Annotated in this window: 15 protein-coding genes; 10 read left to right on the top strand and 5 right to left on the bottom strand. The window is 68.8% G+C overall.

Features of this window, described 5'->3' with window-relative positions; all coding sequences use genetic code 11:
* Window positions 1-60: 60 nt before the first annotated feature.
* The 6 genes from iscU (at window position 61) to iscX (ending at window position 4,085) form a co-directional block, all read left to right on the top strand.
* Complete coding sequence (gene iscU, locus DIE12_RS23565; RefSeq protein WP_009691729.1) at window positions 61-468, top strand: Fe-S cluster assembly scaffold IscU; 408 nt, start codon at window positions 61-63, stop codon at window positions 466-468.
* Between the two features lie 64 nt (window positions 469-532).
* Window positions 533-856: an iron-sulfur cluster assembly protein IscA gene (gene iscA / locus DIE12_RS23560; RefSeq protein WP_011885413.1), complete on the top strand. Its 324-nt coding sequence runs from the start codon at window positions 533-535 to the stop codon at window positions 854-856.
* 94 nt (window positions 857-950) lie between these two features.
* The gene (gene hscB / locus DIE12_RS23555; protein ID WP_044848201.1) at window positions 951-1,478 is read left to right on the top strand and encodes a Fe-S protein assembly co-chaperone HscB; all 528 of its coding nucleotides are present in this window, start codon (window positions 951-953) and stop codon (window positions 1,476-1,478) included.
* Between the two features lie 54 nt (window positions 1,479-1,532).
* Window positions 1,533-3,401, top strand: a complete 1,869-nt coding sequence (gene hscA, locus DIE12_RS23550; protein ID WP_124522152.1) for a Fe-S protein assembly chaperone HscA — start codon at window positions 1,533-1,535, stop codon at window positions 3,399-3,401.
* 88 nt (window positions 3,402-3,489) lie between these two features.
* Window positions 3,490-3,831, top strand: a complete 342-nt coding sequence (fdx, locus tag DIE12_RS23545; protein ID WP_044848189.1) for an ISC system 2Fe-2S type ferredoxin — start codon at window positions 3,490-3,492, stop codon at window positions 3,829-3,831.
* 44 nt (window positions 3,832-3,875) lie between these two features.
* On the top strand, window positions 3,876-4,085 hold the full coding sequence (gene iscX / locus DIE12_RS23540) for a Fe-S cluster assembly protein IscX (RefSeq protein WP_124522150.1): 210 nt from the start codon (window positions 3,876-3,878) through the stop codon (window positions 4,083-4,085).
* A gap of 126 nt (window positions 4,086-4,211) precedes the next feature.
* Here the strand turns inward: iscX and DIE12_RS23535 are convergent, their stop codons facing one another.
* From DIE12_RS23535 to DIE12_RS23515, 5 genes are all read right to left on the bottom strand, one after another.
* On the bottom strand, window positions 4,212-4,967 hold the full coding sequence (locus tag DIE12_RS23535) for a glycine zipper 2TM domain-containing protein (protein ID WP_124522148.1): 756 nt from the start codon (window positions 4,965-4,967) through the stop codon (window positions 4,212-4,214).
* 345 nt (window positions 4,968-5,312) lie between these two features.
* Entirely contained in the window at window positions 5,313-6,839 is a 1,527-nt protein-coding gene (gene lysS / locus DIE12_RS23530; protein ID WP_124488307.1) for a lysine--tRNA ligase, read from the bottom strand.
* Between the two features lie 75 nt (window positions 6,840-6,914).
* Window positions 6,915-8,019 (bottom strand): peptide chain release factor 2 gene (gene prfB / locus DIE12_RS23525; protein ID WP_124488306.1). Its coding sequence is split into 2 segments (ribosomal slippage): window positions 6,915-7,937 and window positions 7,939-8,019, totalling 1,104 coding nucleotides; the frame shifts between segments, so codons are not numbered across the junction.
* A gap of 181 nt (window positions 8,020-8,200) precedes the next feature.
* Window positions 8,201-9,898 (bottom strand): single-stranded-DNA-specific exonuclease RecJ, encoded by a 1,698-nt coding sequence (gene recJ, locus DIE12_RS23520; protein ID WP_124522147.1) that lies wholly within the window; start codon window positions 9,896-9,898, stop codon window positions 8,201-8,203.
* 10 nt (window positions 9,899-9,908) lie between these two features.
* Window positions 9,909-10,985 carry a regulator gene (locus DIE12_RS23515; RefSeq protein ID WP_185500419.1) on the bottom strand — a complete coding sequence of 359 codons (1,077 nt, stop codon included), beginning with the start codon at window positions 10,983-10,985 and terminating at the stop codon, window positions 9,909-9,911.
* A gap of 146 nt (window positions 10,986-11,131) precedes the next feature.
* Here DIE12_RS23515 and DIE12_RS23510 point away from each other — a divergent pair, with 146 nt between their 5' ends.
* The 4 genes from DIE12_RS23510 to DIE12_RS23495 all read left to right on the top strand — a co-directional run bounded on the left by DIE12_RS23510 (window position 11,132) and on the right by DIE12_RS23495 (window position 16,554).
* Entirely contained in the window at window positions 11,132-12,385 is a 1,254-nt protein-coding gene (locus DIE12_RS23510) for a lipoprotein-releasing ABC transporter permease subunit (protein WP_044848183.1), read from the top strand.
* Window positions 12,378-13,136, top strand: a complete 759-nt coding sequence (gene lolD, locus DIE12_RS23505; protein ID WP_081051465.1) for a lipoprotein-releasing ABC transporter ATP-binding protein LolD — start codon at window positions 12,378-12,380, stop codon at window positions 13,134-13,136. The genes DIE12_RS23510 and lolD overlap by 8 nt, the downstream gene beginning before the upstream one ends.
* A gap of 64 nt (window positions 13,137-13,200) precedes the next feature.
* Window positions 13,201-13,989: a TatD family hydrolase gene (locus DIE12_RS23500; protein ID WP_124522143.1), complete on the top strand. Its 789-nt coding sequence runs from the start codon at window positions 13,201-13,203 to the stop codon at window positions 13,987-13,989.
* Window positions 13,990-14,046: 57 nt separating this feature from the next.
* Window positions 14,047-16,554, top strand: coding sequence for a DNA internalization-related competence protein ComEC/Rec2 (locus DIE12_RS23495; protein ID WP_124522141.1), 2,508 nt, complete (start codon window positions 14,047-14,049; stop codon window positions 16,552-16,554).
* Window positions 16,555-16,577 lie beyond the last annotated feature (23 nt).

Genomic DNA, 16,577 nt, shown 5'->3' with positions numbered 1-16,577 from the left:
TTGAATACATTCGCGGGCGGATTTGCGCACGCAGACGTAACGAGTCAAGGAGTTTGAGTCATGTCATACAGCAACAAGGTTCTGGATCACTACGAAAACCCGCGTAACGTCGGTTCGTTCGCGAAAGACGACGACGCGGTCGGCACGGGCATGGTCGGCGCGCCGGCCTGCGGCGACGTGATGAAGCTGCAGATCCGCGTCGGCGCGGACGGCGTGATCGAAGACGCGAAGTTCAAGACGTACGGTTGCGGCTCGGCCATCGCGTCGAGCTCGCTCGTGACCGAGTGGGTGAAGGGCAAGACCCTCGACGAGGCACTGTCGATCAAGAACACGCAGATCGCCGAAGAGCTGGCCCTGCCGCCGGTGAAGATTCACTGCTCGATTCTCGCGGAAGACGCGATCAAGGCAGCCGTGGCCGACTACAAGAAGCGCCACGACACCAAGGAAGGCGATCAGGCAGCAGCCTGAGCGGCATCGAGCGGCTTGTGAAGGATCGCGGCGGGCCCGGGTGGCGCGCCGCGGCAAGGACATCATGGCAATTACACTGACCGAAAAAGCAGCACAGCACGTCCAGAAATACCTCGTCCGTCGCGGCAAGGGTGTGGGCCTGCGGCTTGGCGTTCGCACGACCGGGTGCTCGGGGCTCGCGTACAAGCTCGAGTATGTCGACGAGCTGGCTCCCGAGGATCAGGTGTTCGAGAGCCATGGCGTGAAGGTCGTCGTCGACCCGAAGAGCCTCGCGTACATCGACGGCACCGAGCTCGACTTCGCACGCGAAGGCCTGAACGAGGGGTTCAAGTTCAACAACCCGAACGTGAAGGACGAGTGCGGCTGCGGCGAATCGTTCCGCGTGTGACGCGGGTTTCCGCGCGATGCGGGCAAGAGGCGGCACGGGCCGCCTTTTTAATGTGCGGCGTTTGCCGCGCGACGAACCGGAATTGAACGCGACGATGGTTTCGCTGAAAGACAGCCACTTCGATCTGTTTCACCTGCCGGCGCAATTCGCGCTCGACGAGACGGCGCTCGACAGCGCCTATCGCACGGTGCAGACGCAGGTGCACCCGGACCGCTTCGCGGCGGCCGGCGACGCGCAAAAGCGCATCGCGATGCAATGGGCGACCCGTGCGAACGAAGCCTACCGCACGCTGCGCGATCCGCTGAAGCGCGCGACCTATCTGCTGTCGCTGCGCGGCGTCGACATCGGTGCCGAAAACAACACCGCGATGGAGCCCGCGTTCCTGATGCAGCAGATGGAGTGGCGCGAAGGCATCGAGGATGCCGCGGCTGCCCGCAACGTCGACGCGCTCGATGCGCTGCTCGCCGAGCTGCGCGACGAAAAGCGCGTGCGCCTCGAGCGCCTCGGCACGCTGCTCGACAGCGCGGCCGACCAGGCCGCCGCCGAGGCCGTGCGCCAGCTGATGTTCATCGAACGGGTCGCGTCGGAAGTGGGCGCGCAGATCGAGCGCCTCGAAACTTAACCGCGTGCCTCGCGGCACGCGCAGCAAACGGGCCGAGCGCCCGAACGAACCAAGATGGCTTTACTGCAAATTTCCGAACCGGGCATGGCGCCGGCGCCGCACCAGCGGCGACTCGCTGTCGGGATCGATCTCGGCACGACGAACTCGCTCGTCGCGGCCGTGCGCAACAGCGTGCCCGAAGTGCTGCCGGACGAAGCGGGCCGCGCGCTGCTGCCGTCGGTGGTCCGTTATCTGGAGAAGGGCGGCCGCCGCATCGGTCACGAAGCGAAGGAGCAGGCCGCGACCGATCCGCGCAACACGATCGTGTCGGTCAAGCGCTTCATGGGCCGCGGCAAGGCCGAGGTCGAAGGCGCGGCGAACGCGCCGTACGAATTCGTCGATGCACCCGGCATGGTGCAGATCCGCACGATCGACGGCGTGAAGAGCCCGGTCGAAGTGTCGGCCGAGATTCTCGCGACGCTGCGTTACCGTGCGGAAGACACGCTCGGCGACGACCTGGTCGGCGCGGTGATCACGGTGCCCGCGTACTTCGACGACGCGCAGCGCCAGGCGACGAAGGACGCCGCGCGCCTCGCGGGCCTCAACGTGCTGCGCCTGTTGAACGAACCGACCGCGGCTGCGATCGCCTACGGTCTCGACAACGCGGCCGAAGGCCTCTACGCGGTGTACGACCTCGGCGGCGGCACGTTCGACCTGTCGATCCTGAAGCTGACGAAGGGCGTATTCGAAGTGCTGGCCGCGGGCGGCGATTCCGCACTCGGCGGCGACGATTTCGACCACGCGCTGTTCGGTCACGTACTTGCGCAGGCCGGCATCGACCCGAAGGCGCTCGCGCCCGAGGACGTGCGCCTGCTGCTCGATCGCGTGCGCGTGCTGAAGGAAGCGCTGTCGTCCGCGCCGCAGGCGTCGCTCGACGTGACGCTGTCGACCGGTGCACACCTCGTGCAGACGATCTCGCACGACACGTTCGCCGCGCTCGTCGAGCCGCTCGTGCAGCGTACGCTGACGCCGACCCGCAAGGCCCTGCGCGATGCGCAGGTGAGCCCGGCCGACATCAAGGGCGTCGTGCTGGTCGGCGGCGCGACGCGCATGCCGGTGATCCGCGAGGCGGTCGCGAAGTATTTCGGCCAGCCGCCGCTCGTCAACCTCGATCCGGACCAGGTCGTCGCGCTCGGCGCGGCGATCCAGGCCGACCTGCTCGCCGGCAATCGCGGCAGCGGCGACGACTGGCTGCTGCTCGACGTGATCCCGCTGTCGCTCGGCGTCGAGACGATGGGCGGTCTCGTCGAGAAGATCATTCCGCGCAATTCGACGATTCCGATCGCGCGTGCGCAGGAATTCACGACCTTCAAGGACGGCCAGACCGCGATGGCAATCCACGTCGTGCAGGGCGAGCGCGAGCTCGTCGCCGACTGCCGCTCGCTCGCGCGCTTCGAGCTGCGCGGCATCCCGCCGATGACGGCCGGTGCGGCGCGCATCCGCGTGACCTACCAGGTCGATGCGGACGGGCTGCTGTCGGTGTTTGCGCGCGAGCAGCATTCGGGCGTCGAGGCGTCGGTCGTCGTGAAGCCGTCGTACGGCCTCGCCGACGACGACATCGCGAAGATGCTCGAGGACAGCTTCAAGACCGCCGAGATCGACATGCGGGCACGCGCGCTGCGCGAAGCGCAGGTCGAGGCCGAGCGGATGATCGAGGCGACGCAGGCGGCGCTGGCGGCCGACGGCGAATTGCTCGACGACGCCGAACGCACGCAGGTCGACGCGCTCGTCGCGGCGCTGCGCACGATCGCGCAGGGCGACGACACGGACGCGATCGAGACCGCGACCAAGACGCTGGCCGACGGCACCGACGAATTCGCGGCGCGCCGGATGGACAAGAGCATCAAGCGCGCACTGTCGGGCCGCCGCCTCGACGAGATCTGAACGAACGAACTGCATGCGGGCCGGCGACGGCCCGCACGATATTGAACCGTGCGGCGCCAGCCGCCGCACCCTGACTGACGGAACGGACATGCCTCAACTGGTGGTGCTGCCTCACGTCGAACTGTGCCCGGACGGCGCAGTGATCGACGCGACGCCCGGCAAGAGTATTTGCGACAACCTGCTCGACCACGGGATCGAGATCGAGCATGCGTGCGAGAAGTCGTGCGCGTGCACGACCTGCCACGTGGTGATCCGCGAGGGCTTCAACGATCTCGAGCCGTCCGAGGAGGACGAAGACGACCTGCTCGACAAGGCATGGGGCCTCGAGCCGACATCACGCCTGTCGTGCCAGGCGATCGTGAAGGAAGATTCGGACCTGGTGGTCGAGATCCCGAAGTACTCGATCAACCACGCGAAGGAAAATCACTGACGGATCGGCGGGGCGGACTCGCCACGTATACGGGAGAGCAGGCCATGAAATGGACCGATTCGCGCGAAATCGCCATCGCGCTGGCAGAGAAGCATCCGGACGTCGATCCGCAGCGGGTCAATTTCGTCGACCTGCGCCAATGGGTCATCGAGCTGGACGGCTTCACCGACGACCCGGCGCACTCGGGCGAGAAGATCCTCGAAGCGATCCAGGCCCACTGGATCGACGAATCGGACTTCGACGACGAAGACTGAGGTTCGCGCCGACGCCCGCACCGCGTGGCGCCGGCAACGCTCCCGCAAAAGGAAAAGGCTCGTGACGCGTCACGAGCCTTTTTCATTTCCGCGCGGCGCAAGAGCCGCGCGGCGATTCGTCATGCATTACGAGCCGACCAGCGTGCCGTTCTCGATCCGCACGCGCTGGCCCTGGCCGAACGGCGGCGGGTTGTGGTACGTGAACGTGCGCGTCGCGCCGCTTTCCATCTGGACCTGCACCTGGTAGTCGGTTTCCGCGCGCACCTGCTTCTCGACCTGGTTGCCGGCGAGACCGCCGCCGAGCGCGCCGATGATCGTCATCGCGGTGCGGCCGTTGCCGTGACCGAACTGGTTGCCGAGCAGGCCGCCGGCCGCTGCGCCGCCGACCGCGCCGATCCCCGAGCTCTGGCCCGGCGTGCGCGTCTGCGTGATCGCGACGACCGTGCCGCAGGTCTGGCAATAGGCCGGCTGCGCGGGTGCGGACGGCTGTTGCGCGTATTGCGGCGGTTGCGGTGCCGGCGTATGGCGGTGGTGCGTGGCTGCCGGGCGCGGCGCGGGCCGCGGCTCGGCTTGTGCCGCAGCTGCTTTCTCAGCAGCGGCTTTCTCGGCCGCAGCCTTCTGCGCGGCCTGTTCGGCTGCCTGCTGCTGCGCTTGCGCGGCGAGCGCGGCGCTGGCTGCCGCGGCCGTATCGACGGCCGGCTGCGACGCGATCAGCGCGGCCTGGGTCTGGCCGTTCTGCGCGTTGTTGCTGCTGGCCTTCGGGAAGATGCCCGTGATCGCGGCAGTGGCGGCGAGGCTGGCGACGATGACGGCGCCTGCGGCGGTCGCGATGAGCGGGTGCAGGCGTTGCTTTTGCGGCGTGGTTTGATTCTGGTTGTCCATTTTCTTCTCCGGTGTCGACCCGGTTTCGCACGTTGGCGCTGGCCGGATCCCACGCTCGGGAGCGAGCAGACTTGGCGTTCCGGCGCCTCGTTCTGGTCCCGTGGTCATGCGTGGTGACGCAACAGGAGTGTCGTCCACGAGCGAGCGGCGCACCGTATCAAGGTGTAACGAATTGCAGCGCGGGATCGGCGTTTGCTACAGGGAAAACCCGGAGAAGGCCGTCGCGACGAGGGAATAAAACGGGGGAGGATCGAAAACCGGTGAACGCCGGCAGGCGGGATTTACGCGTGGTTACAAAGCTGACGCGTGCGCGCCGCAGGGCGCGGCGCACACGCTGGCACGCCGTCAGTCTTCGCGGCGCAGGTGCGGGAACAGCAGCACGTCGCGGATCGTCGGGCTGTCGGTCAGCAGCATCACGAGACGGTCGATGCCGATCCCGCAACCGCCCGTCGGCGGCATCCCGTGTTCGAGCGCGCGGATGTAGTCGGCGTCGAAGAACATCGCTTCCTCGTCGCCGGCATCCTTCTGCTCGACCTGCTTCTTGAAGCGCGCGGCCTGGTCTTCCGGATCGTTCAGCTCCGAGAAGCCGTTCGCGATCTCGCGGCCGGTCATGAACAGCTCGAAACGCTCGGTGATGCCCGGCACCGTGTCCGACGCGCGTGCGAGCGGCGACACTTCGACCGGGTAGTCGATGATGTAGGTCGGCTCCCACAGCTGCGATTCGGCGGTTTCCTCGAACAGCGCGAGCTGCAGCGCGCCGATGCCGGCGTTCAGGAAGGCCGGCTGCGACACGTCGACGCCGAGGCGCTTCAGTTCGGAACGCAGGAACGCGTCGTCCGACAGCTGGCCGTCGGTGTACTGCGGCGCGTACTTTTGGATCGCCTGCGTGATCGTCAGGCGGTGGAACGGCTTCGCGAGATCGAGCTCGCGGCCCTGGTACTGGATCGTCGCGGTGCCGAGCGCATCGATCGCCGCCTGGCGGATCAGCTGCTCGGTGAAGTCCATCAGCCAGCGGTAGTCGGTGTACGCGGCGTAGAACTCCATCATCGTGAATTCCGGGTTGTGGCGCGGCGACACGCCTTCATTCCGGAAGTTGCGGTTGATCTCGAACACGCGTTCGAAACCGCCGACGATCAGGCGCTTCAGGTACAGCTCCGGCGCGATGCGCAAGAACATCTGCATGTCGAGCGCGTTGTGGTGCGTGACGAACGGCTTGGCCGCGGCGCCGCCCGGGATCGGGTGCAGCATCGGCGTCTCGACTTCCATGAAGTCGGCGTTGTCCATGAACTTGCGGATCGACGCGATGGTCTTGGTGCGCGCGCGGAACGTGTCGCGCGTTTCCGGCGTGACGATCAGGTCGACATAGCGCTGGCGATAGCGCATTTCCTGGTCGGCGAGGCCGTGGAACTTGTCCGGCAGCGGACGCAGCGCCTTCGACAGCAGGCGCAGTTCCTTGCACTGGACCGACAGCTCGCCCTTGTTGGTGCGGAACAGCACGCCGCGTGCGGCGACGATGTCGCCCAGGTCCCACTTCTTGAATGCGTCGTAGGTTTCCGCGCCGACGTCGTTCGGCGTCACGAAGAACTGGATCTGGCCCGAACCGTCCTGCACCGTCGCGAAGCTCGCCTTGCCCATCACGCGCTTGAGCATCATGCGGCCGGCGACCGACACCTCGACCGGGTTCGCTTCGAGCGCGGCCTTGTCCGAGTCGGCGAATTTCACCTGGAGATCGGCGGCGTGATGCGTCGGCCGGAAATCGTTCGGATAGGCGACGCCTTGCTCGCGCAGTGCGCGCAGCTTCTCGCGGCGCTCGGCGATGATCTGGTTTTCGTCCGCCGCGACGGCGGGCTGCGTTTGGGTCGGTTCGGTCATGATGGTCGGAATTCGGAGTGGGTGCGGCAACGCAACGGGAAGGGCGGCGCGACCGGAGGGGCCGCGCCGCGGCGCTTACACGCCCTGTTTGAGGCTCGCGCTGATGAAGTCGTCGAGATCGCCGTCGAGGACGGCTCTCGTGTTGCTCATTTCGACGTTCGTGCGCAGGTCCTTCACGCGGCTCTGGTCGAGCACGTACGAACGGATCTGGTGGCCCCAGCCCACATCGGTCTTGCTCGATTCGAGCTTGTCCTGTTCGGCCTGGCGCTTGCGCATTTCGACTTCGTACAGGCGCGATTTCAGCATCGCCATTGCTTCGGCGCGGTTGCGGTGCTGCGAGCGGTCGTTCTGGCACTGCACGACGATACCGGTCGGCATGTGCGTGATCCGCACCGCGGAGTCGGTCTTGTTGATGTGCTGGCCGCCCGCGCCCGATGCGCGGTACGTGTCGATGCGCAGGTCGGCCGGGTTGATCTCGACTTCGATCGAATCGTCGATTTCCGGATAGACGAACACCGACGAGAACGACGTGTGACGGCCGCCCGACGAGTCGAACGGCGACTTGCGCACGAGGCGATGGATGCCCGTTTCGGTGCGCAGGAAGCCGTATGCGTATTCGCCCGTGACCTTGACCGTCGCGTTCTTGATGCCGGCGACGTCGCCGTCGGACTCTTCGAGCACCTCGGCCTTGAAGCCCTTGCGTTCGCAGTAGCGCAGGTACTGGCGCAGCAGCATCGATGCCCAGTCGCACGCCTCGGTGCCGCCGGCGCCGGCCTGGATGTCGATGAAGCAGTTGTTCGGGTCGGCCGGGTTCGAGAACATCCGGCGGAACTCGATGTCGCCGACGCGTGCTTCGAGCTTCTTCGCGTCGTCTTCCGATGCGACGAGGGTGTCTTCGTCGCCTTCCTCGCGTGCGAGCTCGAACAGGTCGAGCGCATCGCGCAGGTCGCTATCGAGCGCCGTCAGCGTCGTGACGACGCCTTCGAGCAGCTTTTTCTCGCGGCCGAGCGCCTGGGCGTTCTTCGAATCGTTCCAGACGTTCGGGTCCTCGAGTTCCTTGTTGACTTCGGTCAGACGCGCAGCTTTGGCGTCGTAGTCAAAGATACCCCCGAAGCTCGCCCGCGCGGTTGCGCAGGTCGAGCAGGGAGCTTTCGATCGCGTTGAGACGTTCCGCTTCCATGATCGTTCGCTGTTCTTGCTTCGTAAAAAAGCGGAATTATAGCCGATCGGCAGGGTTTCCCGGTGACGCGGAGTGTGCTTGCGCGCGCGCCGCGGCCCCGTCCGGCGCGGCGCGCATGTGGTCCGCATGGTTCGCACATGGCCCGCGGGCGCCGCGGGCCGGGTGGCCGGCCGGTCGGCGCTCAGCCGGCCGCGTGTTCGACGATCAGCTGGACGCGCGTCACGCCGTTCCACGTGTCGGCCACGAGGCGGTACGCGATCAGCGCGCTCGCCGGCAGCGGCTCGGTGTGGTTGAACCAGATCGCGTTGAAGCGCTGGCGGCCGCGCGCCAGTTGCAGCTTCAGGTGCTTTTCCTTCACGAGCGACTGCGACACGACGTCGAATTCGCCGGAGAAAAGCGGGGCCGGAAAGCCCTGGCCCCAGACGGCTTCGTCGAGCAACCCGACGAACTGCGGCGTGAAATACGCTTCCTCGAGTTCGCCGTCGGTCTCGATCACGCGCGCCAGCGCGTCGTCGGACAGCCATTCGCGCGCGACGGCCTCGAACGCGGCCGCGAAGCGCGGCACGTTGTCGGTGTCGAGCGTGAGACCGGCCGCCATCGCGTGGCCGCCGAACGCGACGATCAGGTCGGGCTCGCGCTTCGACACGAGGTCGAGCGCATCGCGCAGGTGGAAGCCGGGAATCGAGCGGCCCGAACCCTTGACCCGCGTGCCGGCCTCGTCCGCATGCGCGAACGTGAACGACGGGCGGTGGAATTTCTCCTTGAGCCGTCCGGCGACGATGCCGATCACGCCCTGGTGCCACTCGGGATTGAACAGCGTGATCGTGCATGCGTCGGCCGGATCGACGTCGGCGAGATCGGCGAGCGCCTGCTGCTGCATGCCGGCCTCGATCTCGCGGCGCTCGCGGTTCATCACGTCGAGCTGCTGCGCGAGGTCCCACGCGCGGCCGATGTCGTCGGTGATCAGGCACTCGATGCCGAGCGACATGTCCGAGAGCCGCCCCGCAGCGTTCAGGCGCGGGCCGAGGCCGAAGCCGAGGTCGAAGCCCGATGCGGTGCGCGCCTCGCGGCCGGCGGCGCGGAACAGCGCGGCGATACCCGGCTGCATGCGGCCGTTGCGGATGCGCTGCAGCCCCTGTGCGACGAGCACGCGGTTGTTGCCGTCGAGCCGCACCACGTCGGCGACGGTGCCAAGCGCGACGAGGTCGAGCAGCCCGTCGAGACGCGGTTCGGTCTCCTTGCTCGCGAATGCGCCGCGGCGGCGCAGCTCGGCGCGCAGCGCGAGCAGCACGTAGAACATCACGCCGACGCCGGCGATGTGCTTGCTCGGGAACGCGCAGCCGGGCTGGTTCGGGTTGACGATCGCGCGTGCGGCGGGCAGCGCGTCGCCGGGCAGGTGGTGGTCGGTCACGAGCACGTCGATGCCGCGTGCGTTCGCGGCCTCGACGCCCGCGACGCTCGCGATCCCGTTGTCGACGGTGATCAGCAGGTCGGGCTTGCGCGCGGCCGCGAGTTCGACGATCTCGGGCGTGAGCCCGTAGCCGTATTCGAAGCGGTTCGGCACCAGGTAGTCGATTTGCGCGCCGAACATCCGCAGGCCGCGCACCGCGACCGCGCTGGCGGTCGCGCCGTCGCAGTCGTAGTCGGCGACGACCAGCAGGCGCCGCTGGTCGGCGATCGCGTCGGCGAGCAGCGCCGCGGCGTCCGCGCAGCCTTTCAGTTCGGTGGGCGGCACGAGGCGCGCGAGCGCCGTCTCGATGTCGGTCGGGGACTGCACGCCGCGCGACGCGTACAGGCGCGCGAGGACGGGATGCAGGCCGTGGCGCGCGAGCGCTTCGGCGTCGGCGGGCGCGACGGGGCGGGTAACGATCCGGGTCATACAGGTCGGGTTATTCGAACAGGGATGCCAGCGCGCGGCGGCGCCAGAACTTGCGCAGGTCGCCGCGCGTCGCTTGCAGCGTCACGGAGCTGGTGTCGCCGCACAGCGTGAAGTCGACGCCGGCCAGCTCGCCGTTCTGCAGCGCGGCGAGGGCGGGCGCGAACCAGTCGCGCTCGAGCGCGGCGAGCGCGTCGTGCCAGCGTGCCCAGTCCTGTTCGATGAACGGGGCGGACAGCGTGGGCAGCTCGACGAGCGTCGCGCCGGCGGCGGCGGGTAGTGCGCCGAATGCGGCCGGCACGGCGCCGGCCTCGGCCTGCGCCGCGCGCGCGAGGCCGAGCGCGGCGGGCGACACGGACAGCACGCGCGCGAACGGCTTGCCGACCGGCTTCAGCGTGCCCTGCGCGTGGAACCAGATCGAATTGACGGCGGGCAACCCGCGCGCTTCGCGCGCTTCGTTGACCGGATGCTGGAACCACGCCATCTGCACTTCGTTCTGCAGCTTCATCCACATCCGCGAGCGTTCGCCGGTGTGCGCCTCGTGCGGCAACCAGATCTCGATGTTGCGGCCGCTGGCGCGCAGCGGCGCGGCGCCGGCGAGGCGGGCGAGCTGCTCGCTGGACAGGTACCAGCGCGCCGGATGCGGCGCTTCCAGTCGCACGCCGAGCTCCTCGATCAGCGGGCGCGCGACCGCCAGCAACGCGGCGGCGTCGCCGTCGTCGAGCGCGAGGCTCGCCGGGTCGACGAGCACGAGGTGATCGTGCGCGATTTCGACGTGAACCGGCTCGACGCATGCCCAGGCCTGGGTGCCCGGGTCGCCGCCGTCCGCCAGCAGCATGTAGGGCGCGAGCGGTGCCTCGTCGGCGGCGTTGCCCTGGGTCGCGCCGAACCGGCGGGCCAGCCAGCGCTCGTGCGGCAGCGTGCGCTGGAAGTCCTCGCCGGCCACGCGCTCGACGAGGCTCGCGCGGGCGAGCAACTTTTCGAGCGCGGGGCTGTCCAGCGTGTGCAGGGACGAGGCCGCATCGGCCGCCGACGGCAGCGCGAACGGAACGAGAAAATGGAGGCGTCGGTCGTGCATGATGGTGCGCATTGTATGGCAAACTGCGCGCGTGATCGGGCCGGCTGACGGTCCGATTGGGCCCGATTGCGTCCGGCGACCGCTTTTTTCGACCGCGCCCCGGGCGGCGCTCCGGCCTCGGGCCGCCATCCCCGCCGTAACCAGCAGAAAGGATTCGCTTGAAACTTCCGTACGAATGGCAGATCGGCTGGCGCTACACGCGCGCCGGCAAACGCACGACCGGCAACGGCTTCATTTCCTTCATCGCGCTCGTGTCGATGCTCGGGATCGCGCTCGGCGTCGCGGCGCTGATCGTCGTGCTGTCCGTGATGAACGGCTTCCAGAAGGAAGTGCGCGACCGCATGCTGTCGGTGCTCGCGCACGTCGAGGTGTTCTCGCCGACCGGCTCGATGCCCGACTGGCAACTGACCGCGCAGGAAGCGCGCCGCAATCCGTCGGTGACGGGCGCGGCGCCGTACGTCGACGCGCAGGCGCTGCTCACGCGCCAGGACGCGGTGAGCGGCGTGATGCTGCGCGGCGTCGAGCCGTCGCTCGAACCGCAGGTGTCGGACATCGGCAAGGACATGAAGGCGGGCCAGCTCGCCGCGCTCGTGCCCGGCCAGTTCGGCATCGTGCTCGGCGACGCGCTCGCCGGCAACCTCGGCGTGACGGTCGGCGACAAGGTCACGCTCGTCGCTCCCGAAGGCACGATCACGCCGGCCGGGATGATGCCGCGGCTCAAGCAGTTCACGGTCGTCGGCGTGTTCGAGTCGGGCCACTACGAATACGACAGCACGCTCGCGATGATCAACATCCGCGACGCGGAGGCGCTGTTCCGGATGGCCGCGCCGACCGGCGTGCGGCTGCGGCTCACCGACATGCAGAAGGCGCCGCAGGTCGCGGTCGAGCTGTCGCATACGCTGTCGGGCAGCCTGTACATCCGCGACTGGACCCAGCAGAACAAGACCTGGTTCTCGGCCGTGCAGATCGAGAAGCGGATGATGTTCATCATCCTCACGCTGATCATCGCGGTGGCAGCGTTCAACCTCGTGTCGTCGCTCGTGATGACGGTGACCAACAAGCAGGCCGACATCGCGATCCTGCGCACGCTCGGCGCGCAGCCGGGCTCGATCATGAAGATCTTCGTCGTGCAGGGCGTGACGATCGGCTTCGTCGGCACCGCATCGGGCGTCGCGCTCGGCTGCCTGATCGCGTGGAGCATTCCGTGGCTGATCCCGATGATCGAGCACCTGTTCGGCGTGCAGTTCCTGCCGCCGTCGGTGTACTTCATCAGCGAGCTGCCGTCCGAGCTCGTCGCGGGCGACGTCATCAAGATCGGCCTGATCGCGTTCGTGCTGTCGGCCGTCGCGACGCTCTATCCGAGCTGGCGCGGCGCGAAGGTGAAGCCGGCGGAGGCGCTGCGCTATGAATGATCGCGCGACCGCATTCGCGGATTCACGACAACCCATCAGACAGGACTCGGCAGGTATGCAGGAATACGTGCTTCAGGCGCGCGGGATCACGAAGGCGTTCGTGCAGGGCGGCTTCAACGTGCAGGTGCTCAACAACACCGAGCTGACGGTGCGGCGCGGCGAGAAGCTGGCGGTCGTCGGCGCGTCGGGCTCCGGCAAGAGCACGCTGCTGCACGTGCTGGGCGGCCTCGACGAACCGAGCGCGGGCGAAGTGTCGCTGCTCGGCAAGCCGTTTACGCAGCTCGCCGAGCGCGAGCGCAACGAGCTGCGCAACCGCGCGCTCGGCTTCGTCTACCAGTTCCATCACCTGCTGCCGGAATTCACCGCGCTCGACAACGTCGCGATGCCGCTGCGCATCCGCCGGATGACGACCGAGGACGCGCGCGCGCAGGCACAGGCGATGCTCGAACGTGTCGGTCTCGGCCCGCGTGCGAAGCACCGGCCGGGCGAGCTGTCGGGCGGCGAGCGGCAGCGCGTCGCGATCGCGCGCGCGCTGGTGACGAAGCCGGCCTGCGTGCTCGCCGACGAGCCGACCGGCAACCTCGACGGCACGACGGCCGATACCGTGTTCAACCTGATGCTCGAATTGTCCGAGACGCTCGAAACGAGCTTCGTGATCGTCACGCACGATCCCGAGCTCGCCGCGCGCTGCGACCGCATCATGCGCCTGCGCGACGGCGTGCTGCACGAGGAGCCGGCGCTGCCGGTGTGAACGAACGCCTCCGCCGTGCCGCCGGACGAGTCCCGGCGTTGCGGCGGGGCGCAGGAAAGCCGCCATGTGGATCGATACGCATTGCCATCTCGATGCCGCCGAATTCGACGCCGACCGCGACGCGGTCACGCAGGCGGCGCGTGCGGCCGGCGTGTCGCGCATCGTGATTCCGAGCATCGGGCGCGACAACTTCACGACCGTGCGCGAACTGGCGCAGCGCACGCCGGGCGCGGTCTATGCGCTCGGCATCCACCCGATGTATACGCCGCACGCACGCGACGAGGATCTCGACCGGCTGCGCATGGAGATCGAGGCGAGCCTCGACGATCCGCGCTTCGTCGCGATCGGCGAGATCGGGCTCGACTACTTCGTGCCGGGGCTCGACGAAGCGCGGCAGCAATTCTTCTACCAAGGGCAGCTCAAGCTCGCGCGGGAATTCGACCTGCCGGTGCTGTGCCACGTGCGCAAGTCGCAGGACCGCGTGCTCGCCGGGCTGCGCCGCTTCGGCGTGCGGCGCGGCATCGCGCATGCGTTCAACGGCAGTTTCCAGCAGGCCGACGCGTATCTCGCACAGGGGCTGCATCTCGGTTTCGGCGGCAACGTGACGTTCGGACGCGCGTTGCAGATCCGCCGGCTCGCCGCGCAGTTGCCGCTCGACGCGATCGTCGTCGAGACCGACGCGCCCGACATCGCGCCCGAATGGGCGTACAAGTCCCGCAATGCGCCCGACCAGGTGCCGCGCATCGGTGCCGTGCTCGCCGAGCTACGCGGGATCGACGCGCACGCGCTGTCCCTATCCACAACGGCTAACGCGCTCGGCGCGCTGCCGCGACTCGCCCTTTCGTCCGCATAATCGTTGCCGGAAGGCGCCGTCTCGACAGCGGCAGCGCCAGGTCGACGAGGAGGCGCGATGCGCGTGTGGTGGATCGCGTTCGCGCTCGGCGTCGTCGTGCTGCAGCGGCAGGCGGCGTTGCCGGGCGCGGGCGGCTGGGCAGGCGGGGCGGCGGTGCTGGCCGGTTGCGGCGCGCTGCTCGCATGGTGTGCGCGGCGCCGTCGAACCCGCGCGATCGTCGCGCTCCGGTGGGTGCTGTGCGGGTACGCCGCCGGTGCGATCGGATTCGGCTATGCGGCCGCGCGCGCCGAATGGCGGCTGCGTGACAGCCTGCCCGTCGAGCGGGAAGGGCGCAACATCGTCGTCACGGGCGTGATCCGCGGGTTGCCGGTGATCGACGACACCGGTGCGCGACTGCTGTTTGCCGTCGAATCGAACGATGCGGCGCTGGCCCGGTTTCCTCCCGTGATCCGGTTGTCGTGGCGCACGTACGGCGCGCCCGGAGCACGCGACGCGATGCCCGATTTGCGCGCCGCGCAGCGCTGGCGCCTCGTCGTGCGCCTGAAGCGTCCGCATGCCGAGGCGAATCCCGGCGTGCGAGACAGCGAGGCGGCATGGCTCGCCGCGGGCATTCGCGCGATCGGCTATGTGGTCGCGCCCGAGCGGGCGGAACTGCTCGACGCGCGTGCGTCGGGATGGCGCGCGTCGATCGATCGGCTGCGCGACGCGCTGCGTGCCCGTATCGGCGATGCGCTCGGCAGCGGCGCGCGCCATCACGGCATCGTGACCGCGCTCGCGGTCGGCGATCAATCCGGCATCGGCGACGACGCGTGGCGCGTGCTGCGCAATACGGGCACGAGTCATCTGGTCGCGATCTCCGGGCTGCACGTCGGGCTCGTCGGCGCGCTCGCCGGCGGGATCGCATCGATCGTCTGGCGGCGTCTGCGCTGGCGAGGACGTGCGGCGGCGCTGATGATTCCCGCGCCTTACGTGGCTTCGGTTGCCGCGCTGACGGCAGCCGCCGGCTATGCGGCGCTCGCCGGCTTCAACGTGCCGGCGCAGCGCGCATGGTGGATGATCGCGGCCGGTGCGGCCGCCTATCTGGCCGGACGCAGCGTGCCGACGTCCACGGTGCTGTGCGCGGCGCTCGGCGGCGTGCTGCTCGCCGATCCGTGGGCCGTGTTGTCCGCCGGGTTCTGGCTGTCGTTCGGCGCGGTCGCGGTGATCCTGATGGCGGTCGCGGGCTGGCGCGCGGTGCGCGAATTCGACGGGGGCGACAGGCGCGACAGCGGCGACGGTGCGGGGGATGGCACCGCCGCGGTCGACCGCTGGAGGTGGCTGCGAGCAGGGTGCGCGCGTACCGGGCGCCGAATCGCGGAGGCCACGCGCGTGCAGTACGCGGTGACGATCGGCCTCGCGCCGCTGACGGCAGCGTGGTTCGCGCAGATCTCGGTATCCGGCCCGTTCGGCAATGCGTTCGCGATCCCGTGGGTCAGTGCCGTCGTGACGCCGGTCGTGCTCGCCGGTATCGGGTTGCCCGCGCCGTTGGACGGCTATGCGTTCCGGCTCGCGCATGCGGCGCTCGAACCGATGATGGCGCTGCTGGGGCATCTCGCCGACTGGCCGGCCGGCGTATTCTGGCTGCGCATGCCCGACTGGCCGGTGTTGATGCTGGCGTGCATCGGCGTCGCATGGGTGTTGATGCCGCGCGGCTGGCCGCTGCGCTGGGCCGCGCCGATCACGTGGCTGCCGCTGCTTGTGCCGGCGCCGGATAAACCGCCGCCGGGCGGCTTCCGGCTGACCGTGCTCGACGTCGGGCAGGGCGCGTCGGTGCTGGTCGAGACCGCGCGCCGGACCTTGCTGTTCGATGCGGGGCCGGGGCCGGAGTCGACCCATGCCGGCCAGCGGATCGTTGCGCCGTCGTTGCGCTCGCGCGGAATCCGGACCGTCGATACGCTCGTGCTCAGTCATGCGGACGCCGATCACGCGGGCGGCGCGGCGGCCGTCTATGCGGCGGTCGAGGTGCGTCAGCTGCTTGCCGGCATCGCGCCGCGGCACCGGCTGTGGCGCGACGCGCAGGCGGCCGGCGTGACCGATCGGTTGCCTTGCGCGGCCGGGCAGCGGTGGAGCTGGGACGGTGTCGTGTTCACGATGCTGTGGCCGCCGCGCATGGAGGGGGCCGGTCCGTCGAACGAACAATCGTGCGTGCTGCGCATCGACGCGGTGGGCACGTCGGCCCTGCTGACGGGCGACATCGAGGCGCGCGCCGAGCGCCGCCTGGTGGCCGATGCGCGCGACGCGCTGGCCGCACAGATCCTCGTCGTGCCGCACCATGGCAGCCGCACGTCGTCGGTCGAGCCTTTCCTCGATTCGGTCGGGCCGCGCGTCGCGGTATTTCCTGTAGGCTATCGCAATCGCTTCGGGCATCCGCACCGGACGGTCCTCGCGCGCTACGAGGCGCGCGGGATTCCGCTGCCACGCACCGATCGCGACGGGGCCGTGCGGTTCGACGTCGCGCCGGCGGACGGCGGTTTTGCGTTCGAGCGTTATCGCGATGCGCAGCGACGGTACTGGATGGACCGGTGAGTTGGTGTGATGGCGCGCAGCAG

This window comes from Burkholderia sp. Bp9015 (assembly GCF_003853505.1).
Taxonomy (GTDB): Bacteria; Pseudomonadota; Gammaproteobacteria; order Burkholderiales; family Burkholderiaceae; genus Burkholderia.
This window is presented reverse-complemented; position numbering and strand designations above follow the sequence as displayed.